This window comes from Paenibacillus sp. J22R232 (genome assembly GCF_056269165.1).
On sequence record NZ_JBWDNK010000011.1, the window covers coordinates 161,566 to 184,415 of the forward strand.

Genomic DNA, 22,850 nt, shown 5'->3' on the forward strand with positions numbered 1-22,850 from the left:
TGCTCCGCTCCTGCTAGTGGCTTGTATCGACTTTTAGTATCTTTCTTTTACTTATGGCACATTTGTAGAAACGAGCCTATTTAACCTTTTAATAAACCTGTTTTCATATGCTCTCTTTGTAAAGAAGATATAGATTATCCGTGCGCAACTCCTTTTACTGGTTAATCAGAACCTTTTTACGTTAACTCGGCTTTTCATCAAAGCAGACTAAAAAGACCAGTCGCCGATTAAATTCCGGCGACTGGCCGCTCACATTACGGGGACTGCAACGCCATAATTTCTTCCCCGGTCATCGCGTAGTCGTAAATGGTAAAATCATCGATCCTGCCGTTCATCAGCGGGTCCGGAAACCGGCTCTTGCCGATGTAATTATCATTGGCAGCGAGACTGATCGGTGCGGTCGAGTAGCTATCATCGGTATCCTGCAGCACTCCGTTGACGTACAGGCTTCCTGTATTCCCGCTAATCGTTACCGCGATGTGTGCCCATTCATTCTGAGGAAGCGGCTTCTTGCTCATCAGAGGGTGGTCGGCCCCGTCATACATGCTGAAATGGACAAGCCCGAGGCCCGGATTCTCCCAATTATCGCTTGGAGTGAGCCAGATGAAACCGCCTGGTCCGCCCATGTCGAAGATGCGTTGGAAGGCGCCTCCACCACGCCAATAGACCCAAGCGGAAATCGTAATATCTTCCGTAGCGATCACGCCTGCAGGCAGCTTCAGATAGCCGGAGGAACCGTCGAATTGCGCCGCAGAGCCGATTTTTCCATAAGCAGAACCAGTAACGGTGACATTGCCAAACAATTCCGCATCATATCCGCGATCGCTCGCATCGGTTGCAACGTCTTGATCGAACGTATATTTCACTCGCAATTTACCCTGCTGCGTTCCTCCAATCATATCGCGCAGCTCCTGCTGGGTTAGCGCTCGATTATATAGCTTCATCTCGTCCAAGCTGCCATTGAAATAAGGATCTCGGTCGAAAACGCTCTTGCCCACGTAGGCTTTGTTAACCTGTAGATCAACAGGGCTAAGCAAAATATTATTTTTTAACACCATAAGCTCACCGTTGACATATAGCTTGGCCGTATTGCCCGCTATCGTAAGAGCGATATGCGCCCATTCATTTTTGGGCAAAAGTGTCGGAGATACCATGTAATAGTCCTTGTCTAAGCTTCGGATATTGAACTGCACAGAACCGTTGCCCGTGTCCGGGGTGAGCAGCATAAAGTTCTCCTCTCCATTGCTAAAGTTGAAAATTTGCTGCCACGCGGCTCCTCCCTTAAAGTTAATCCATGCAGCGAACGTGAATTCCTCCGCAGCGGTCGCTACACTTGGGAGCTGAACATAGCCATTGCTGCCGTCAAACGCAAGCGCTGATCCCTCTTTGCCATTCTTATTTTCGGTTACCCCTCCATGCATGCTTGCATGATAGCCATTTCCCGACACATCCGTTGCTGTAACTCCGGTCCATTCATCGAAAGAGTAATAGCTGGTTAAAGGGGCAGATGCCGGTTGCTGCTCAACGGCGACCGTAAACGATTTGGTCGTGCTTGCTGACCCCTTCGCCATTGTTGCCGTCAGTACGACCGTCTGATTGCCCGTTCCCGGAGCTGGACGGGTCACTTTACCCGTTTCCGAGACGTAAGCTGGCGCGGAGGATGACCAGGTAATGTTTATATTGCGGAACCCTTCTACCGGAAGAAGGATATCGTAAAACACACTGCCCGTATCGCCAAGGCTTAGCGCTTGTGCTGCGTTGTTTACGATTTCCTGATCAGTCAAATCCGCCATTTGGCTTCCCCAGATTGCTACTCCTTTATCCGAAACTGCGCTAAAGGTCAGCGCTTCGCTATTGGTAGCATTATCCCATTGACGAATAAACAGACCTTTGTAGACGATATCGTCAATCGTTAATTCGACCTGGCTATCGCCGCTTCTCGTCCATGTGCCGCTAACCGAACCGGTAATTGTACCATTCCCATTCAGAGCAATCGACTGCGATACTTTGATTTGTTTGGTAATATCCTTGCCGTGGTTAATGAGCTTGTAATCCCCTACCGGATTGCCTATGCTTTTGGTGTTGACCGTGTCTCCTGCAAATCGATATGGAGCAACCACCAGCCAGCCGTCTTCATTCATGAACATCTCGTGTACGCGAATTTCATGTTCTTCCCCCCGACCCAGAAACCGCGCATGGAAAATAAGCATATATCTGTTGGTCGCTTCATCGTAATAAGCGGAGTTATGTCCCGGCGAAACATAGCCGAAGCCGCTTCCAGAGCCTGGCTCGCCAAGCTTTCGTTCGAACATGAAGTTACCCATCAGCTTGACGCCATATGGAGCTATGCTCTCATTTCCCGATGTATTTGGCTTGATCTTGGCATGAATCATGTCGTTGCCTTCCGCGTCATAAAAGGGACCATCCGGCGTTCGCGAACGAGAAATCCTGATATTATAACCACCGTTTGCATCCAAGCCTCCAAATGAGGAGAACAAATAATAATAATCAGATTCCGGGCTATAGAGCATATATGGCCCTTCAATATTGGCATGGTAACCGCCCGTCAGCTTCTTCCCGTAGCCTTGTCCTGGCTTAGGCTTAGCGGTTGCGGAATCCATCTCCAGAATAAAGATTCCTCCGGAGTAAGAGCCGTATACCATCCACAGCCTGCCCTCTTTATCATAGAATACGTCCGGATCGACCACGTTAGGATCGAAGTTGGCATCATAGATGGTTCCGCCTTCACCTGGCTGCCCCCACATGCCGGATTTCAATATAATGCCTAAATCCTTATAGGGTCCTTCGATGTTGTCTGACACCGCAACCCCAAGCGCCGAACGAGGCGAATCTCCCTTGCATGCATTGTAGTAGAAGTAGAACTTGCCGTCGGAGAGCTGAATGACGTCAGCCGCCCACAGCGTGTCGGCTTGTGCCCAATCGAACGTTTCTTTGAGCTCTGTTTTTACATTCGGTATAAGCGGATTGTTATCCGTTACACCTGAAGCCACGTTCTGCCAATTCATTAAATCGCTTGATTTCGCTGCTTGCAGGTGAGACCCAAATACGTAGAACATGTCTCCGACTTTAATGACGGACGGGTCATGTACTGCCGCATTCGTGAAGGTCGGTATTCCGTCGTTCGGATTTGGGCTTGGTTCTGGGCCGGGATTCGTACCTGAACCTGCGGACCCGGGCTGATCGTCGAAAATTATTCCAGACTTATCGTTGCCGAGCTTGCTCTGCGAAACTTTCCCTTTGCCGCTCACATGAATGACTGCGTCTTTCCCTACGTCAAGCAGCTCTATAACCGTGTTATCATTCAGCTTCAACGCTGCCGAATACAGCAGCTCCATCAGCATAATTCGCCCTTTATTAAGAACGATGCTAGGGGAATGATTCGTTTCGCTCCGAATTTGATTGAAGCTGCCTGTCAATTCGACTCGCGCATGTTTCGGTATCTGACTATTTAGCTTTACGTTGTTGAAGCCTTCATCGCTGTCGATTGCTTTCTCTTCCAATACGGCTCCAGATAATAGATCCACTTCCTGCACGGTTGCGCCATCTTGCGCCACGATACGAACCTTGCCATTCTTCTTGTCTACGATTAACTTACTAATCATGGCGCCATCCAGTACTATGCTATGGTCACCACCGCCATAAATATGTACTTCCCCTTTGACCGACACGCGTTCAAGATGAACATTTCCTTCTCCGATGCCTTCTGTCAAATACAGATTCCCTTCAATAGTCGTATCTTTAAGCACGACATCGTGTTTATTAATGATGGCATTCCTTGTCTTAACGGCGCTGTGTTCTCCCTCATTATGAATGACGGTCCCTGCCATTCGGTCGATCAGCGTGAGCGCTTCAGCACGTGTTAGCGAACGGCTGCCGCCAAAGCTGCCATCGGCATAGCCATGAATATAACCAGAGTCATGAAGCGTCCGTACTGCTTCCTCGCTCCAAGCCTGCAGCTCGTTTCCATAAGCAAGTTCTCCCAAAACTGAAGTCGCTTTTAATTTAAATGCTCGAAACAGCATGACCGCGGCTTCTTCACGATTAACGGGTTTCATGGGCATAAAGGAACCATTTGCATAACCAGCAATCACGCCCGCTTGCACGGCTTTCTGAACCGCATCAAAATAATAGGCTTGAGAGGACACGTCCTTGAAAGCCGCGCCGCTCGATGCTGGTTCGTAATTAAAAATCCGGTCCAGCAGAATGACAAACTCCGCTCGAGATATAGCCGCATCCGGCCTGAAGCTTCCATCGGAATACCCCGTTACGAAACTTTCAGCTTGCCATTTTTGAATCGTATCCTGAGCCCAATGCCCTTCAATATCCGGCAAGGATGCTGACGATGAAGGAACCTCTGGACTCGATGCGAATACAGCTCCCGGCAGAACAAGAATAGCGGCTAATAGCCAAATGATAGATTTGTGAAATAACCTTTTACGATTGATACTGAAACGCATGTGCATTCTCCTTTATTTTTAATAGCCATCAATGGAGGTGCTGCCAATATCGCTTCCCTATAGGGTGAACGTTGCCTTGTTCAACCTATTGGCATCGTCTCCGAAAGCGGAGAGGTCAACTAGTATTTCAACCATTAAGGGATTCCCGCAGCTCCAGCCCTAACAAGCATCAGCTGCGCCCCTCCCCTTAGGTAGATAAGTTCATATGTTATTTTCTGCTCATATGGAGCCGTACTGGACCGAGAAGGCCTGAAGTCAAATCACCGCGGTAACGGGTCGGAATCGTAACATAGTGATTCGCAAGCGTATTAAACACCTTCACCTCGATCGTATTGCTGCCCTTCCCAAGCCACTTCGCAATATCCGCATGCCATGGCGGAGCAAGGAGGGTCTGGACATGCTGCCCGTTAACGCTAATTTCTGCCGTAGCCGAGACGGCACCCAAATCGAGCTTTACATGGTAGGCGTGAGGATCGTCTTCCAATGTCCACTCTACTTGCTTGCGATAGGCAGCTCCGCCCGAATAACAGGCTAAGCCGTCGATAATGGACCAGTCGCCCAGCCGAATCTTCCCTTCACCGCACTTAAGCTTAATCGGTTCAGGCAGGGCAGCGCCGGCATAAGCCGAATGATCATAAGCAATGCGGACGGCTATTGAGCTAGTGCCGTCCATACCGGGGTTGATCTTTACCCAGTATGCGCTTGCGCCGTCAGCGAAAGATTGCTGCCTCTCCGTCGCATATACCTCACCATTCACCCATACCCTAATTTCCCCGTGCGCCGCGATTTCCATCTCTTGCAGTCCCGGCGGCCCGATAAATCGGTACCAACCCGATAAGGGCTTGCTCTCTCCTGGAAAAGCTTGATATGGGATGACGCCCGGTTTGTTATACCACGACATGGCGAGCGGAATGGTCTGCTCCCAGTCATCTGGCGCCGTCGTTCTTTCGAACACGACATGCCCCCTGCCGGGATGATTATATTTGAGCAAAACCCGATTAACCCCTTTTTGTACCGTAACGACTTCCTCAGCACTGTCGATTGGTTGGCCGTTGAGCCAAATGGACACAGGGCTAATGCCTCCGATGCGAAGTTTGACAAAGGATTCTCCCCCCGCGTCAAAAGATGACCAGAAATACGTGACGGAGCCCTCCTCCAAAGCATCATATTGCGTCCCCGTCTGGGTAAAGCTCGGACGTCCAACTGCTATGAAATCATCGGACATTTCTCCCTTGAGCCCATGATATCCCTGATGGCCAGGATCGCCTTCAATGCCATACCGCATTGAGAATTCATACAGCTCCCAATTATATTCGCGGCCTTGCGCAGAAACGAATTGTCCTTGCGGCGCTGCTTGCAGGTACCCCCATTCAGACTCCAGCGCATCCGAGCAGCTTGATTCCGGCAGCGGACCAAGCTTCCAGAAATAAGGACCGTACCCGTACGTGACCTGCTTCCATGCGGAATCATCCAGCTCTGGATCACTCCAGTCTTGCGATAATCCATCCTCTTCCCATGCGTAACGGAACTGCCTAGCTTCGGCACCAATGATTGTATCCTCCGGAGGCTGACGGAAATCACCGAATCGATTGTCCATCGTCGGCTGCAAGGCGAACGCCCACTCACCGTTCAACTCCATTTGCTCCATTTGCTCCATTTGCTCCACTACCTCAACAGGACGTTCCGGCAGCATCTCTTGATGAACGTATTGCTCTGCCTGATCATGTGCCGGCGAGAAAACGACCAGCTGCATTTGCATCCGATCAAGCGGAAGCCTCACGAAAGATCCCTCCTGCGTTATTCGGGAAGCTTCGATCGGCGTGGCTGATCCGTCCCACGCATTCCAAAGCTCTATGGCCCCATGGCACCGGAAGAAGCATTCTGTATGCTCAGGCACACCATAGATGGCATAGACATGGCGTTTGCCGATTCGGCGATGCATCACGTAAGGAAAATAACTGTCGGTAAGTTCGCTCATGCATGCGAAGTCACGCGGGAACGCACTGTTTATAAGGTCAGCTGCTTCCCCGAACGAATAGGCAGTCACGGCCATGCCTCCGGCAGCATTCCGATTAGTCCGGCCTATGGAATTCGCTGCAGCCTCCGCCGCAGACCAGCCGAATAAGGATTGAACGATTCCATCCAATACCGAGTCGGCAGCGCCATGTCGGTCGCTGGCTTCTGGAAGCCGGTCGAGCGCAATGACGATACCTCCAGCTTCATGAAACGCATGCGCTTTCTGCAGCGTCGAATAGCGAAGCACCCTCATGGAAGGCAGCACCAGAACGCGGTATGCCTCGCCTGCTACGCGCAGCTCCCGGTTCTCCAGAACCGCACGGTCCAAAGACTCGAAATCAATAAAATCAAAATCGATTCCACGTTTGTACAAATGCTCGCCAACACCGAATGCAGACTGGACCGCTGCCTCACCGTCCATTCCCGCTTCCATGCTTGCAACCGGATAGACAACGGCTACATCGCATGCATGGACGCCTTGGCTGAGAAGATAGCTGAGGCGTTCCGTGCAGGCCAGGAGCGACTTCATATGCTCCCAATAAGGCATGCGGAAATGATTGCACGGCGGCGCCCATTCCCACCATCCGCCATAAGTCGTGTAATAAAGGCCATGAAGCGTCAACAAATTATGCCCGGACACGAAGTTCCTGAACACGGCATCGCTCATATCCGCCGTATTGGTCCCCCAACCGGTTCCGTAGAAGCCTTCCAGCCATGTCCGGGGCCGCTCGTAGAGATGGGAGATTGAACTCGCCACTTTGTTCTTGATCAGATCGCTTTGGAAGCCTGGCTGATCGCAGCCGGGACCTTGATTCCACCGCTGAGTGCGGAAATAATCGCCGAATTCCGTAATATCCTTGCCTCTGCCCCCATGATCGCAGCCATAGATCATCCCACGCTTCTCATGCCATTCGAACACGGGTATGAAATAATGCTCCTCCGACAACGCCACCATGACATCACCATAATCGAGCCTGATTTTAGGAGTCCTCGGACCGATATCGATAAATAGCGCGGCAAGCTCGGGAACGATGTCGTAGCCTTTGCGCAGCATGAATTGTTCCCTGAACCGTTCGTTCCACAGCTGGCCTTTTATGCCAAATTCCAGCTCGTCGGAGAAGAAAAACCCAAGCCGAGCCGATGGTACACCCGAAAGCCGGTCTTCAAAACGTTGAAAAAAATGTTCGATGACCATACCTCCGCTCTCTGGATGCATGGGATCGATCGAACGCGGCTTCGCCTCCGAATAGACAGCAATAACCTGCCAAGCGCCTTCGGGCTGCTCCCATCTGAGGATATCTCCATCCACAAAGGATAAGAGGTCCATCCAATCCCCTATTTCTCTGCCGTCACCAACTGTACGGAATGCGGACGCGCTTACCGTATGCTGAGGAAGTACCCACTCTGCACGGCCCGCTTCTGCCTCCCATACTTTATGCTTCAGGTTCGAGCCCGCCATTGAAGGCTTCTTCGCCAGTATCTCATCCGCAAACCAGCCTTGGCCGGGCGAGCACAACGTATAATCGCTCAAGCTGACCGCAATGCCGTAAGTGCCCGCTTTCTCTGCGAACCATGCAAACAGCTCCCACCAGGCTTCGGAAAATAATGGGGGATCGCTGGCGACCGACAACCCAAAGGAATCTCCGCCATGGTCAGTGTGCGCATAATTAATTTGCAGCGCGGTTACATAATGGTCCTTCAATTGCTCAAGCTGCCATTCCAATCTTTCTCGGGTGAGCGAATCGCCTACCCACCAATAGAAGGCAACCTCCCCGTACCCTTCCGGAGGATGTAGAAACCCTGGATATACATCCAAATCCGGGTCCCTGCTAGGAAACCCAATGGATTTGGCATTCGGATCGAGCTCTCCAACTCCGCTCTCCGCTCGATTAACGGACATTTCTTTTCTCGAATGCACGGCAGCACTCGCCCCCTTTACAGGAAATAGGAATGAATTTCACTTTACCCAACTCTACATTTGGATAACTAATAAAGCGTGACCGTCAAGCACCGTTACACGGGTCGAAACATATCCCCCAGCATAATCAAAAGCAAGCTCCTGTTCATTAGGCGCCAAAAAAACACGCACCGGCTTCTGTTGTACTCTTACAGAAATCGGCATTTCGAGCAGCGGAAAAGCATCTTCAACGATATCCAGATTGTCCGCTCTTCTTTGCGGGCTGAAGCTGAGCAAATGAACAACAACCGTGTTATCTTTATGAATGACGGTTGTCTCCAAAGTCGATGGCCCTTCATCCCTAATTAAAGGCTGCGGAATCAATAAATGGATGCAATTGCCCAGCAATTGCCGATAATTTGGTGCGGCATGCTTCCCGTAAGCTTCTAGAATCGGCACAGAGAAGGTGATCACATTGCCGTTTTTCACTACCGCGGAATATGGGGATAGCTGATCTTCAGGCGTATACTCATGGCCAGAAAACCGATTATATTCCCGCTGGAAATAAGGCTCGCCAACCGCAACTAAACTGTCCGCTCCGCTTTTCGGCGTCATTCTGAAGCCCTTTTCGTACATCACGTATCCATAGTCGGCCAATCCATCGGAAGCCTCCGCTGAAGCGTGAAGAAACGTATGGCTGTAGGGGCTTGATCCATGCACTTCGATACCCATTTCGGTTAGTATTGGCTGGCCCATCTCGTCCAATGCCGCAGGACCTGACACGATGAGCGCACCTCCGCCTGATAGATAAGCTTGCAGACTGCTTTTCAAGACGTCATCTACCTTGGTCGATTCGGGAATGATGACTAGCTCATATTCGCTTATATTGGATTCAGGCGGCACGATATCAAATTGTTGTCGCAGCTGCTGCAGAGCTCTGGTCACGCCAAGTCCGGAAGGACCCGGATTATCTCCTTGCTCCGGATCTACGATTACCGCAATCTGACTGATCAATTTACCCTCTTCCACATAAGGCTCGCACGCTTTAATATGGCTGTATACTCGGCCAATCAGTCTATAAACGGCTTTACTCGGAACGCCGCGCGGATGCAGGAGATCTCCAACGCCGTTCGTCATTCCCTGACTTAGAATTTGACAGCATTCATATTTCAAAGCCATCTCCGGTTTAAGAGAGGTATTGTCTCCCCAGCTTTTGAAAAACCTGCCGGTATGGCTTAGAGTCGGCAATCCCAAAGGCCTGACAAAACGGGCCACGTACGGAAAATACGCATATCCCCAGCCTCCGGTTGGCAGCGCTTCGATTTCCACATGCCTCAGCAGCTTCTTCTCGATATGGAGATTCGTTTTGGGACGGCTGTTAAACCAAATTCCTGCAGGTTTATGTTTAGATTGCGCCTCCTCAACCATCTGTCGGTATCTCTCCATATATTGCAGCGATACTTCTCTAGCATATCGTGACCGATGCTCTTCCAGGCGGGGATCGTACCCTTTCTTCAGCATCCCCTCGATTGCATATTTGGAGGAACTGGGCTGATCCCAGCACATATCCATGAAAATGCCGTCAACGGGAGCAAAGCGTTCCAACACTTCAGCGAGAATAGCTGCTAGATAATCCTGATATGGGCTCGACATATCCATAATCTGCCAACCTGCAGTGAACGCGGATGAGCCCCATTTCACCTGCTGCAGATCAGGCTTAAGCGCAATCCAATCCGGATGCTCATTGGCGGCATACTCATTGCATTGAACACTTAAATATATAGGTGCCCGGATGCCGACTCGATGCAGCGCTTCTATCTGCTGCTCCAGCAAGTCCATTCCACCCGCCAGCCCGGGATGGCGGGACGGATGCTTGGTATCGTAATACAGATGTCCATGATGACACAGCGCAAATACAGTCACGCTATCTACATTCGCATCTTGGAATGTACGGGCGAATGCCTCAGCATCAAAATCTCGCGCGAGATCATGAATCGAAGGGCCTGTATGAAAATCCAGATGAACGGTTCTTTTTGGAAATAGGAAACTCTTATTCATAGAACTCTAATCTCCTTTCTAGTGTTTGAAGGCCTCTGTATTCCATATGAATGCCAGTCTCCGCACTCTTTCGTCCGCTAGACCAGCTCGAATTTCACGACGGTTACTCTATCATCAGGCAGAGGATAGCTAAAATGCTCCGGACGAGCAAGACTGATGAACGCATCATTGGGGAACATGGCCGTATTCCAAGGATTGGATAGGAACACCTCTGACCCGTCACCAAGCATGCGGGCTTTCTCCAACTTGCCTTTAAGTCCCGGCATATGGATAGGCCCGATGCTCTCCTCATAAATATGGGCATACAGTTGATTGCCATTTTGGGTAAACCGTCCCCAGTCTGGCTTAGCGAATTCGGACCCACTGCAGCCGTAGATGCTTTCGCCGTTTAAGCTCAGCCACTCCCCAACCTCTGCTAGAATGTCTAGCGTTGCCTTTGGAATATTCCCTCTCGCATCAGGTCCTACGTTCAGCAGCATGTTGCCGTTCTTGCTGACGCATTCGACCAGCTTGCGAATAATGGTTTTTGCAGACTTGTACAGTTGGTCGGAGGAAGTATAGCCCCAGTTGTTGTTCAGCGTAATGCAAGCCTCCCATGGTATCGGGACGCCCTCCGTATCAACCACGCCTGCAGGAGGTATAATCTGCTCGGGAGAGGCGAAATCTCCAGCGTAACTAGATGGCTCCTTCGTGAAAATACTGCCCAATTCTTCCCCGTTCGCTTCCAAGCGATTGTCCATAATGAGATGCGGCTGAATGGAACGGATGGTCTCCATCAGCTCGCTCGCCCGCCACTTCTCGCCTTTCATATCGTCATAGGAAAAATCGAACCACATCAAATCAAGCTTTCCGTAATTTTGCAGCAGTTCGCGCACCTGACCATGCATATAATCCACATAACGATGGAAGTTCTGAGGATCGCGACGGTACTCTTCGTTGTCACGCATCGGATGATACCTGTCACCATACGCCGGATAGTCTTCATGATGCCAGTCGATGAGCGAGTAGTATAAGCCTACCTTTAAACCTTCTTCCCGGAATGCCTCCAGAAACTCGGCGACCAGGTCACGTCCGGCAAGCGTATTGGTAGATTTGTATTCCGTCAGCTTGCTGTCGAACAAACAGAACCCGTCATGGTGCTTGGACGTTAGTACCGCGTATTTCATTCCCGCTTCTTTGGCGGCGCGCGCCCATTCCTTCGGCTTATAATCGACCGGATTGAATTCGTCATAGTAGACTTGATATTGTTCCACCGTCATTTTCTCATGGCTGCGAACCCATTCATGCCGTGCCGGGATTGAGTAGAGTCCCCAATGAATAAACATGCCGAACCGATCCTGCTGGAACCAACGTGTCCGTTCTCTGCTTGCTTCAATCGTGTTATGCTGCTTCATAGCAATGCCCCTTTCTAATTTCCCGCTATCTAAGATGTACTGAACATGTGCAGCCAGAGTAAGCGCACCGAGAGCAAAATCATTTTTCTTTCTACTCCTATCGTTATAGATACACAAAGACCGGACGCTGCGCAGGAACTTGAATATGAATGCGATTGTCGACAATGGTGTAAGGTAACGATTCCCTGTGGCTCGGATAGAGCGCTTCCACGTTACCGACGCTTGCGCCATGCGGAAGAGGATAGTTAAGCGCCTTCTCCTCTCTCGAATAGAACGCTATTCTACGGTCGTCCAGCGGACAGGTCAGGCTCCAATCCTGCAAAATTGTTGCGCCGTTATAGATCGCTTTATGTCGGTGAAGCTTTTCATCAAGCAAAATGGTTGCTCCGCCTGATAATTCAATGGAAGCAAGCTCTCCTCTGCGCTCGAACGTTTCAATATCCAGATCATGAAGCTTCATCCACGGAACCAAATTCAAATAGTAGAAATCCGTAATATCCCCATAAGAGGAATCCGCTCCGAACCAAGGCCCCGGGCGACTGTTATAGAATAGGATCGAAGCCGGATCTTTAGGCGCAGGACCGCTCTCTCCTCCATAAACAACGGACTTTCTGTAAATGAGCGGCAGCATCGGGATGGCTTTCCCGCCGAATGGACAAGGCCCTCCGTGTACGCCGTCCACGCTCAATGACATTTTGCCTACCCACGGATAGCGCAGCTGTTCCGAAACGACATTAATGCCGTATTTGGCATATTCATCGAACACCTTGCCTCTTCCTTCAACAAAGTTCTTTACGCCGCTCGCCGGATGCTCAGGGTCCCAGTCATTGCGGATGCCGAACCAAGATAGCACATCCACTAATACCGTCTGCTGGAGGTTATAGAACTCCGATGTGAAGCGGACGCGCTCAGGACCAGGTCCACTCATGTATTTGGCAAGTCCTATAATATAGGACATATCGCGGCTCCACTTCCTGCTGCTCCACAATTGTCCGTCCGGGCGCCTTGCAATATAAGCTTCATCCCACTCCGGGCTTGTCATATAAGCATCGTCATAATTATCGTCAAGACTGACGAGGCAGTTGCGTTCAAGCGCATTCCGCTGCAAGCGAAGGAAACCCTCATGGCCGCCTAGTCGTTCATTGACCTTATCAACGGCGGGATATCCCGTATCATGTCCCTCATATTGGAACCCTGCCAAATACGCAATCTGCGGAGCATTATCCGTCAACATCGATATGCCGCGAATAAGCTCTTCGCATTGGGCAAAGGTCGTTTTCGGCTGGTCATAGGTCGGATTGTCGCATCCGATTAGATACAACAATTTGTCGTTATAAAAGTCGGTTGGGCGGCGGGGCATCCGATCTCGTACCGACTTGGCGGCATCCAGCCAATCCACCTTGCCGTTGCCGTCATAATCCCCGACAAAATCGAGCCGGCATACCGACTGCTGCTCAGCCAGAAGATTCGGGGTTTGGTCATTGCCTGAAATACGTTCACCGCCGTCATTCATATTGTAGGACAGGCTCCCGTTTACCCTATACGTTTTTACGGTACCGAGAAGCACCGTTCGCTGCTGCTTCTCCTCCTCCACGCTGAGCAGGGTGCCGTCAAGGAAAGATTGAACCTCGAGGGTGCATGCTCCCCGCTCCTTCCCCGCCATTATGACTGGCAGCGTAGCCAGTACGTTGCCGAAGAAGCTGCTTTCCGGCAGCGTACCGACCGCTGCCTCATGCAGCGAAACCAAATTTCCTCCTTCATTGCCGTGCGCGAGCCATGCATAGCCGTCAGCCTCACGCATGCTGACTAGTCCGGGGATAGAGAGATCGATAAATTCATAGCCCGGCTGTTCGTTAACGTCTTCCAAAGTGACCATGACCGTCGACCCCTGAAGGAGATAGCGAATCGCGAACGTTACAGCGAGCTCTCCCTCCATATAAGCATCGACATGAAAATCAACCTTGGATTCATCCGTTTCCCATCTGGCGACCGACACTCCCGCCGTCACATACTGGCGAGGCCGCAGCCTGCATAGAGTCGCTTTAATTGGAGAGCCGTAAGGCTCTCCCCAAAAGCTTTCATTAAGCTGCTTCATTCTGTATTGATAGGGAAGTCCATCCCTGCCGTCCAACAGCATTTCTAGTTCCTCTGATTGTATGACTAGCGGCTCAGAAGGCAAGCTTCGAACGCCGAGTCCGACTCGATTCATTGTTTCGCCCATGTCGATTCCTCCGATTCCATTCCATGCTTAGCTTCCGGCCTTATTCAGCAGGCAGCGGAAACAAGTCATTTTTTTCCATATAGTCTCTAACATCTTTGGATACCTTCGTCCAGTAAGCATCCGACTGGTCGAAGTCCATCTTTTTCACTTCGTCAATCGTTTGTTTTTTTAACTGCTCGTATTCCTCATCCGATTTCGACAATACAACCTTTACGGCCGCCTTATTGATATAATCGATGATTTTATCATCAATGCGCTTCGTGTCGTCGGGCTGCAACGGCTGCAGCAGCAGTACAGCCGTATTGACGACCTTATTCTCGACCCTTTGATTAAGCAGCTCTTTACCGTCCTTCACGCCGAATTCCGCATAATATTCTTTCTGCAGCGGCGATTGCTTTTGATACTGCGGCAGGCTGAACAGGTCGAATTGCTCCCCGCGGAATTCATTCGGCAGTCCTGTAAGGAAGCCGTATCGGCCAATCCCTGTTTTCAGGCTGAAATCCGGATCTTTCTCTCGCTGCTCCAGCACCTCGGGTTTAATCTCATATTGCCCGTTCGCTTCATCCCAATGCACGCCTTTTACCCCGGAACGAAGCGTTATGTTGCCTTCAGGACTGTACAGATAATCGAGTAGCTTGATCGCTTGCTCCGGATATTTGGTATGGGCTGAAATCGCGTAATGGGAATCGGCGCCAAGCGGCTGCCAGTAACCGGCCCAGTGAGCCTTGGTTCCTTCCGCTGGAGGGATTGGCATGAAGCCTTTTGCTTCGCCTGCCGTTTGGAATTTGTTGTTCGGATCCCCGAACCAAAAAGATGCAAAGCCGCCCAGTACGCGCAAATCACGATTTTTTTGCATCGCATTGTCAAATTTTTGGGTAAAGGAATCCGGATCCAATATCCCTTTCTGCTTCGCTTTATAATAGATTTCCACCGTCTTCCAGAAGCTGCTCTGCTCATTGGTTACGACATTGCTTGGCTCCAGGTTGTTCGTCATATCGTAGTCAAGAATGCCATGATTCCACATGCCATAAATGTATGCCGGTGTCGTCCAGCTCCAAATTCCCCAGTCAAAATAAGGCGATAATCCGTAAACCTTTTTCCCATCCTCCGTCGTCGGATGTTTCTTCATCATATCGGCAAGCACATTAATATAATCGTCTACGTTGTTGACAGGCGGCATTCCCATTTCTTTGTAGTAGTCCCACCGAATCATCATGCCTACATCAAAGTTATAGACGAAGTCTTCTACCGCCCTAGTCGTAAAATAAAGCTGCTTGGAATCATCGCTCATAAAGTCTCTATCATATTGCAGAACCTTATCCAGCTTGGCGATGTTCGGCGCATGCTGCTCAATCAAAGCATCCAATGGCTTGACCGCCTTGGCGTCAATAAGCTGCTTCGCAAACTTCCGATTGACCGCGAATACATCCGGCATGTCTCCGCCTGCAAGCTTCGTTGCGAATATCTCATCGCTTTCATGCGGATATAACTCGATTTTGCAGCCTACTACTCTTTCGATTTCTTTGGCAACGTCGTCATTTTGTATGCCTGGTTCTTTCACGCTGCCGTTGCCGATCATCCCCCATAGTTTCAAGGTACAGTTAGCCGGCGGGGTTGGCTTGCTGTCACCGTCCGTAGCTGTGGCTGTTACGGGAGAATCACTCTCTTGCGTGCCAGGAGAATTGGCAGCATTGTTGGAGCAAGCGATCAGTGTGGACAGCATGATGAATACAAGAGCATAACTGACGAAATTGAAACCCCTCTTCTTCATAGGAAAACCTCCATTTATATGACAAATTATCCCTTTACTGCACCTAGCATAATGCCTTTGACAAAAAATCGCTGCATAAACGGATACACTAGCAGAATAGGCAGCGTAACGATCATCGTAATTGTCATCTTAATCGACATAGGCGTAATAACAACTTGGTCTAGCTTATTCAAGTTCGTCGTATCAAGCCTTTGCATCGCTTGAGCGAGCGCCTCGGACTGGTTAAGCACTCTCCAAAGCAAATATTGCAGCGTTTGCAGATTTGGATTATCCACTAGAATCATATTATCGAACCATGAATTCCACTGGCCGACAGCCGCGAATACACCTATAGCGGCTAGTACGGGCATGCTGAGCGGAATGATAATTTTCAGGAACACGGTGAAATAGCCTGCTCCGTCGATAATAGCCGATTCCTCAAGCGAAGCAGGAAGCTGCTCAATGTACACCTTCACGAGCAGAACAAAGTAAGCAGATATGCTGCCCGGAAGCACGTACAAGAGAAAGCTGTTGTTCAACCCGTACGCCTTCATGACGAGAAACCACGGGATCAACCCTGCGTTCAAGTACATGCTCGCGATCGTAACCCGGTACATAAACGAACGAAAAGGCGTCTGTTTATGGGTCAGAACATAAGCGAAAAGCGCGCTAAGAAAGACGCTTAGCAGCGTACCGATAATCGTTCGCGATAAAGATACCGTAAAAGCCGAAAGAATGCCGTCATTTTGGAGCATCAGAATGTAATTGCTAAGCGTAGGCTCAATCGGCAGCAGCGTCACCTTGCCTCTTCCCGCAGCATCCGGGGAGCTGATCGTATAAATAAAAATATAATAGAAAGGGTACATGCAGAGCAGGGCAAACACGCTGAGGATGCTGTAATTAAACAGATGAAACAGCCGGAGCCCCCATGTCATTTTTAGATTCATTGATTAAACTCACCTCTGGCTCACAGAATGGATTCGCCTCTTACTTTTTTTGCGATCCAGTTTGCAATAAACAATAAAACTAGACTCACAAACGTCTTTGCCATGCCGATTGCGATCGAATACGAATAATCGCCAAGCGTCAAACCGATTTTGTAAACATAAAGATCAAGCACCTGTATTTTGTCTTCGACTAAGGCGTTGTTAAACACATAGAACTGCTCCATCCCATTCGAGAGAAGGGAGCCTATCCCCAGAAGCAGTAGCGTGAGATAGGTTGGGATAATACCAGGTATCGTGATATGCCTCATCATTTGGAAGAGCCCCGCTCCATCAACCTTTGCAGCGTCATATTGCTCAGGGTCGATTCCGGTTATCGCAGCAAAGTAGATAATGGCCGAGAAGCCCAGTCCCTTCCATATGCCTACCGCCGTCTGAAAATACCATGCAATTTCCGGATTAGCCAGCAGATTGGTTGGTTCGTCCGTTATGCCTAAACGGAACAGAAGTTGATTGAGAAGACCATCGTCTACCGCAAATATAGAGAAGAAAATAGAGTACACTAACACCCAGCTAACGAAATTAGGAAGAGTTGTGACTGTCTGCAATATATTTTTGTACCGTTTCCTTGGAACTTCAGACAGCATGATTGCGAAAAATACGGGCAAAGGAGAGCATAAAATGGACAAGAAGCTAATGACTAACGTATTCCGAAGCACGTTGAATACTTCGCGGTCAGCGAATGCTAGCTCAAAGTATTTCCAACCGACGAAAGCGCTATCAGATAGCGGAACGCCAGGCTTATACTCGAAAAACGTATATACCCACCCATACAGCGGCACATAGGAAAACGCAATCAGCAGCATGAAGCAAGGCAAAGCCATCAATAGCAAGGACGTTTTTGGTTTCATCGTTTCCCTCCTTTCCTGGTAGTCACTGCTTTAACAGACATCCCCCGGGTTCGTCTTTATTCTATCCTTCCCCTCTGGCTTGTTATAGTTTAAAAACATACGATTTAGTAACGAATCCAATTAATCTCATTGCAGCTTGCTTTTCAACTTCTGCCTTCGTGTTATAATTCCGTTTATAATCATAATCGCCAAACTGAGAACCAAGAGGAAGATGCCGATGATAAAAAAACTGTACCGAAACTATTTCAGCCGTAAATATTTCACCAAAATCTTGTTCGTATATATGGTGATTACGATCGTCACCTTCTGTACGCTTGCTTATGTAATCGTTACCAATACGGCAGAGCTCATCAAGGAAAAAGAACTGAAATATAACGATGTGGTGTTAAACCGAATCATGACGCATCTTGATGCCAAATACGATATCGTCAAGACGATGCTGAAGCAAACTTTAATCGATAAAGCATTTGTCCAGGATATATATTACTTTTTGCAGCAGGATTACACTCCGTTCAATATGGATTATATCGAAACCAAATGGGTTTTTGACGATTATATGTCCTCTGCCCTAAGCCGTGACCGTGACATTACCGGTATTTCTGTCTATAAGATTAGGGACCAGCGCATATATGAGTACTCTGAGACTGGTATAACCAATAATTTGTTCAATGAATATCGTTATCAGGAAATCATTCGGCATAGCGAGCAATCTTCATTATTCTCGGACATCTATCCGGCTCATTACCCGGCCTACCGCAGCCTAACAAATTCGTTTGTTTTTACAGTTTCCATGAAATTAAAAGCCGATAACCTTGTGGATGATGCAGGTATTTTGTTAGTCGATTTCGGTACTCAAAGCTTTCAGAATATTATTTCATCGCAAAGAAACGATTTGGCTAGCGATTTTATAGTATTGACGAGTTCCGGTGACGTATTATTCGATTCCTCCAACAGCTACTATGGCCAAAAATTTCCTTATTTCGATCAGATTCAACAAGTCGGCAGCTCAGGAACAGGCAGCATAGACCAAACACCAACCGTCATCTATAAATTAACCGATCCCGAGACAGGCAATATGGTCGTAAGTCTAATCCCTGAGAGGTTGCTTCTCTCTCAAGCGAACGAGATTAGAGACAAAATTCTTCTCCTTGCACTCGCTTGTATCGCGGGATGTTTGCTGCTCATGTATATCGGTTCGAAAATTTTCTCCCAACGCGTGTTGCGTATCACGAAAAATCTGAAGAAAATAGGCGCGGGGGACTTCTCCATTCGCCTTCCTGTCAAAAACCAAAACGTGGATGAGTTCGATGAAATATCGATCAGCTTCAATCGCATGTGCGAGAAATTAGCCGATTACATCGATCGGTTCTATGTACTGGAATTAAAGCAAAAAAGCTCGGAGCTCAAAGCCCTTCAAGCACAGGTGAATCCGCATTTTCTATACAATACGCTGGAAGCCATCCGGATGAAAACCGTCCTATCGGGCGATAAAGACTCGGCGCATATGATCTATATGCTCGCTAAGCTGCTCCGCAGCTCCGCCAAGGAGCAGATGGCGGTTACCGTTGAGGAGGAAATCGGATTTTGCGACCTGTATCTCAGCTTATTTAAAATTAGATACGAGAACAATTTTGATTATACCTTTGAGATTGATAGTGACATCCTTCAATTCGGCATAATCAAGCATCTTCTGCAGCCCTTGCTCGAAAACTACTTAATTCATGGATTCCTTCCCAAAAAAGAAAACAATCGCATCCTGCTTAGAGGGGTTCAAGAAGGCAATCATCTGCTGTTCACGATTGAAGACAATGGCAGCGGCATAGCGGAAACCAAGCTGAATGAAATCAAAAATAATTTGGACCGACAGCCTTTGCCCTCCGACAGCATCGGATTAATTAACGTGAATGAGCGGATCCAAATTGCCTTTGGCAAGCAATACGGTTTGTCCATTAGGAGCGAGCCAGCTGTAGGTACGACGGTAGTCATTGTTATCCCGGTCTTACATATTCAGGAGGTGCAGCAATGTACAAGGTCATCCTAGTCGATGACGAGCCGCTCATTCTGCTCGGCTTAGTCAATTTGATCAATTGGCAGCAGCTAGGCTTGGAAGTCATCGGCCAATGCTCGGATGGCGGCGAAGCACTCGAGCTGTTATCCCGCACGTCTGCCCATATCCTTATTACCGATATCAAGATGCCCGTACTTACCGGCCTTGAACTGATTGAAGCTATTCATCAGAAGCAGATAAATATCAAATGTATCGTGTTAAGCGGCTATGATGACTTTGATTACGTAAAGAAGGCAATCACGCTTGGCATTGAAAATTATTTGCTGAAGCCCGTGTCCGTTATCGAACTGGAATCCACCTTGCATAACATCATTAAAAAAATCGAAAGTGAAGTCTATAAACAAATCGAGTTCAGGCAAGGAATGAACATACTGAAAGATAACATCCTATACCGGTGGGTGGCAGGCGATATCGAGAAAGGAGAATTTTTGGAAAGGGCTTCTTTGCTCCATATGTCGATCGACAGCTCCAGCTTTATGGCAGTCGTCATAAAAGTCGTTTGCCACGATGGGCCTTCAGTAGCCAAAATTCCGCAAAAAAATTTGCTGCGATTCGCCATTCAAAACATTTGCACCGATATCATTGGCAGGCGGCTCCAATTCCAAATCTTTTGCAGTCCGGAAGAAGACGTCACGCTCATTATCTCGAACGCCAGAACGGATGACTTTGATGTTATCAAATCTATACTCAAGGAAAGCGTGGACGTCATTAATAGGCTTCTTGGAATCGATGTATTTATAACCGCTGGCAGTCTGGAGCCTATGTTCCAGAACGTTCATTTGAGCTATACCCGTGCCAAGCAGCTTCAAGATTACCAAATGCTTCGTCCGCCGAATAGCATTCTGCTCTACGATGAGACTTTGCGGACTGCAGCTAAAATAAAGAAGCTAATTACTTTCGATGGAGCTGAGCTGCAGGAGGCTATTATGGCAGTGGACCGAGATCGGTCTATTCATTTCATCGAATGTTTCTTTTTGCAATTACATAACACCACAATCTACGAGCCAACGGACGTTAAGGAATTAATGATCGATATTGTGTATCAGATAAAAGGCGCCATTCGAAAGAAGCAGCATAACCCCGACCCTATATTCGATTCCTTTCCAAAGCTGCTGTCTGCCTTGTATGTTAATCAATCGTTCAATCAAATACGGGAAGACGTCATAAGCTTGATTCATCAAGCAGTCGATTTGTTGGAGCAAATCAATCAAAACCTGAGTCCCATTACGACTAAAGTGATACGTTACGTCGACAACCATCATACTCAGAACATTAATCTCTCCACTCTTGCGGAGAAGTTTAATGTCAGTCCGGGATACCTTGGATTTTTATTCAAAAAAGAAACGGGCGAGTCATTTACCAACTATGTCAATGCGCTGCGTATTCAATCGGCTAAAAAGCTGCTTGCAGAGACGAATCTGAAAATAACGGAAATATCCGAGCAAGTTGGCTATACGAACGCGAATTATTTTTTTACGACATTCAAAAAAACGGAAAATATTTCACCAGCAGAGTTTAGAAGAAGAGTTCCTTGACAGAGCTATTAATACTTGGAAGATCATCCTATTGGGAGGTTAACATATGAAGCCATTATCGCAACAAATGAATGGTTCCTTGGTTTGTACACCCGATCATTCGAACAGCTATGCAGAAGGAGGAGCCGCCTACCCCCGCATCCTATGCTTAAAGCACAATGGTCCGAGCAACGGCACTTTATTATGCACCTATGAATGGTATGCTTACGTGAACAATGAGACCGTTTGGCCCATTCATCGAAGCACAGACCATGGAGCGACGTGGGAGTTCGTTACTAACGTTCGCGATACGCAGTATGGACTAGGAAACAAGCTGCAGCCCGTATTATTCGAATTGCCGCAGCAAATGGGAGATTTACCGGCAGGCACGCTCCTCATTGCGGGAGACTGTATCCCCAATGACGGATCAAGCACAGCTATTGTCATCTATATGAGCCGAGATTGCGGAGCTTCATGGACATACTTAAGCACCGTGGATCAAGGAGGACCTGCAATTTGCGATGCAAGCGCAGGAGCAGCTACAACCTCCATTTGGGAACCTTTCTTTGGACTGGACGTCTCCGGCAACCTCGTCTGTTACTATTCCGATGAACGCCAGAAGAGCAATGGCATTCATCAAGCGCTAGTGCACCGCGTTTCCTCAGACGGCGGATTAAGCTGGGGAGAGCTTGTGAACGACGTAGCGATCGCTAACAATAATGACAGACCTGGCATGATTACCGTAACAAGGTTGCCTAACGGACGATATTTTGCCACATACGAAGTCGTCAATCGCCCAAGCAGCGACCATAACGTTGGTCCGATTTACTGCAAATTTTCTGTCGACGGGGTAACCTGGCATGCTGATGAAATCGGAAAACCGCTGCTCCTGGAGAATGGAGTAGGCATAGGTGCTGCTCCCTATTGCAAATGGGTACCTACCGAGCATCCTAATGGGATGATTATCGTTTCAGCCAAATGGGGAGTAAGCCACGATGGCAACATTGATGGAGGACAAAACTTTTTTGTCAATTACAACCTAGGCGAAGGTCACTGGAAGAGGCTCCCCATGGCCGTTACCTATCATCATCATTTGGCAGGTTACAGCCATAGCTTTGATACTAGTCTTGATCATAGAACGCTCTATCAAGCGACGTCGGTCGAGAATGTGGTTGAAGGCCTCAATGAAATCCGTGTAGGGGCCAGGCTTCTGCATGCTCTTAGATATGAAGCCAGACATGCGATAGCGAATAACGTTCTATCTTTATCTAGTATGGATGCTTGCAGCGGCGAAGAGATCCGGTTCATCTCCTCGAGCAGCTCCATACGTTTTGAACGCATTCATGTGCCGGCTAGCGGAACATATAAGCTGCGTATTCGATACTCAAATGGTACAACGGAAGACAGCATGCAGATGGTCTTAGTAAATGATGGGGCCGCTCTTCCTATAAGCTATCCTCCAACCGTAGACTGGGAACGATATTTATGGGTCTCTCTCTCAATTGCTCTTAACCATGGCGATAATGCTTTGCAGTTAAACCAGAAATCCGGTGAGCTTGAGATCGATTGCATTGAAATAGACCGAGAAATTTAAGCTGA

11 protein-coding genes are annotated in these 22,850 nt (G+C 48.6%); 3 read left to right on the top strand and 8 right to left on the bottom strand.

Annotated features, from left to right (window positions below; translation table 11 throughout):
• Positions 1-254: 254 nt before the first annotated feature.
• From AC0YN3_RS25185 to AC0YN3_RS25220, 8 genes are all read right to left on the bottom strand, one after another.
• A complete protein-coding gene (locus AC0YN3_RS25185) occupies positions 255-4,478 on the bottom strand; it encodes a LamG-like jellyroll fold domain-containing protein (protein ID WP_475777677.1) in 4,224 nt (1,407 codons plus the stop codon).
• A 208-nt stretch (positions 4,479-4,686) separates the two neighbouring features.
• Positions 4,687-8,412: a glycosyl hydrolase gene (locus AC0YN3_RS25190; protein WP_475777678.1), complete on the bottom strand. Its 3,726-nt coding sequence runs from the start codon at positions 8,410-8,412 to the stop codon at positions 4,687-4,689.
• A 54-nt stretch (positions 8,413-8,466) separates the two neighbouring features.
• Positions 8,467-10,449 (bottom strand): alpha-amylase family protein, encoded by a 1,983-nt coding sequence (locus AC0YN3_RS25195; RefSeq protein WP_475777679.1) that lies wholly within the window; start codon positions 10,447-10,449, stop codon positions 8,467-8,469.
• Between the two features lie 77 nt (positions 10,450-10,526).
• The gene (locus AC0YN3_RS25200; RefSeq protein ID WP_475777680.1) at positions 10,527-11,843 is read right to left on the bottom strand and encodes an alpha-L-fucosidase; all 1,317 of its coding nucleotides are present in this window, start codon (positions 11,841-11,843) and stop codon (positions 10,527-10,529) included.
• Between the two features lie 103 nt (positions 11,844-11,946).
• Positions 11,947-14,064, bottom strand: a complete 2,118-nt coding sequence (locus AC0YN3_RS25205) for an endo-alpha-N-acetylgalactosaminidase family protein (RefSeq protein WP_475777681.1) — start codon at positions 14,062-14,064, stop codon at positions 11,947-11,949.
• Between the two features lie 40 nt (positions 14,065-14,104).
• Positions 14,105-15,835: an extracellular solute-binding protein gene (locus AC0YN3_RS25210; RefSeq protein ID WP_475777682.1), complete on the bottom strand. Its 1,731-nt coding sequence runs from the start codon at positions 15,833-15,835 to the stop codon at positions 14,105-14,107.
• Between the two features lie 26 nt (positions 15,836-15,861).
• Entirely contained in the window at positions 15,862-16,761 is a 900-nt protein-coding gene (locus AC0YN3_RS25215; protein ID WP_475777683.1) for a carbohydrate ABC transporter permease, read from the bottom strand.
• Between the two features lie 20 nt (positions 16,762-16,781).
• On the bottom strand, positions 16,782-17,669 hold the full coding sequence (locus tag AC0YN3_RS25220) for an ABC transporter permease (RefSeq protein ID WP_475777684.1): 888 nt from the start codon (positions 17,667-17,669) through the stop codon (positions 16,782-16,784).
• A 217-nt stretch (positions 17,670-17,886) separates the two neighbouring features.
• On the opposite strand from AC0YN3_RS25220, the gene AC0YN3_RS25225 reads away from it, so the two are divergent.
• Genes AC0YN3_RS25225 through AC0YN3_RS25235 form a run of 3 tightly spaced genes read left to right on the top strand, consistent with a single transcriptional unit; the run spans position 17,887 to position 22,845 of the window.
• Positions 17,887-19,710 carry a sensor histidine kinase gene (locus AC0YN3_RS25225; RefSeq protein ID WP_475777685.1) on the top strand — a complete coding sequence of 608 codons (1,824 nt, stop codon included), beginning with the start codon at positions 17,887-17,889 and terminating at the stop codon, positions 19,708-19,710.
• Complete coding sequence (locus AC0YN3_RS25230; RefSeq protein ID WP_475777686.1) at positions 19,692-21,272, top strand: response regulator; 1,581 nt, start codon at positions 19,692-19,694, stop codon at positions 21,270-21,272. Before AC0YN3_RS25225 ends, AC0YN3_RS25230 begins: the two co-directional genes overlap by 19 nt.
• Positions 21,273-21,318: 46 nt before the next feature.
• Positions 21,319-22,845 carry an exo-alpha-sialidase gene (locus AC0YN3_RS25235; RefSeq protein WP_475777687.1) on the top strand — a complete coding sequence of 509 codons (1,527 nt, stop codon included), beginning with the start codon at positions 21,319-21,321 and terminating at the stop codon, positions 22,843-22,845.
• Positions 22,846-22,850: the final 5 nt, after the last annotated feature.

Excerpts from the sequence above, each read along its gene's own strand:
- AC0YN3_RS25185 (WP_475777677.1), bottom strand. The coding sequence starts at position 4,478 with ATGCGTTTCAGTATCAATCGTAAAAGGTTATTTCACAAATCTATCATT.
- AC0YN3_RS25195 (WP_475777679.1), bottom strand. The coding sequence starts at position 10,449 with ATGAATAAGAGTTTCCTATTTCCAAAAAGAACCGTTCATCTGGATTTT.
- AC0YN3_RS25200 (WP_475777680.1), bottom strand. The coding sequence starts at position 11,843 with ATGAAGCAGCATAACACGATTGAAGCAAGCAGAGAACGGACACGTTGG.
- AC0YN3_RS25205 (WP_475777681.1), bottom strand. The coding sequence starts at position 14,064 with ATGGGCGAAACAATGAATCGAGTCGGACTCGGCGTTCGAAGCTTGCCT.
- AC0YN3_RS25210 (WP_475777682.1), bottom strand. The coding sequence starts at position 15,835 with ATGAAGAAGAGGGGTTTCAATTTCGTCAGTTATGCTCTTGTATTCATC.
- AC0YN3_RS25215 (WP_475777683.1), bottom strand. The coding sequence starts at position 16,761 with ATGAATCTAAAAATGACATGGGGGCTCCGGCTGTTTCATCTGTTTAAT.
- AC0YN3_RS25220 (WP_475777684.1), bottom strand. The coding sequence starts at position 17,669 with ATGAAACCAAAAACGTCCTTGCTATTGATGGCTTTGCCTTGCTTCATG.
- AC0YN3_RS25225 (WP_475777685.1), top strand. The coding sequence starts at position 17,887 with ATGATAAAAAAACTGTACCGAAACTATTTCAGCCGTAAATATTTCACC.
- AC0YN3_RS25230 (WP_475777686.1), top strand. The coding sequence starts at position 19,692 with ATGTACAAGGTCATCCTAGTCGATGACGAGCCGCTCATTCTGCTCGGC.
- AC0YN3_RS25235 (WP_475777687.1), top strand. The coding sequence starts at position 21,319 with ATGAAGCCATTATCGCAACAAATGAATGGTTCCTTGGTTTGTACACCC.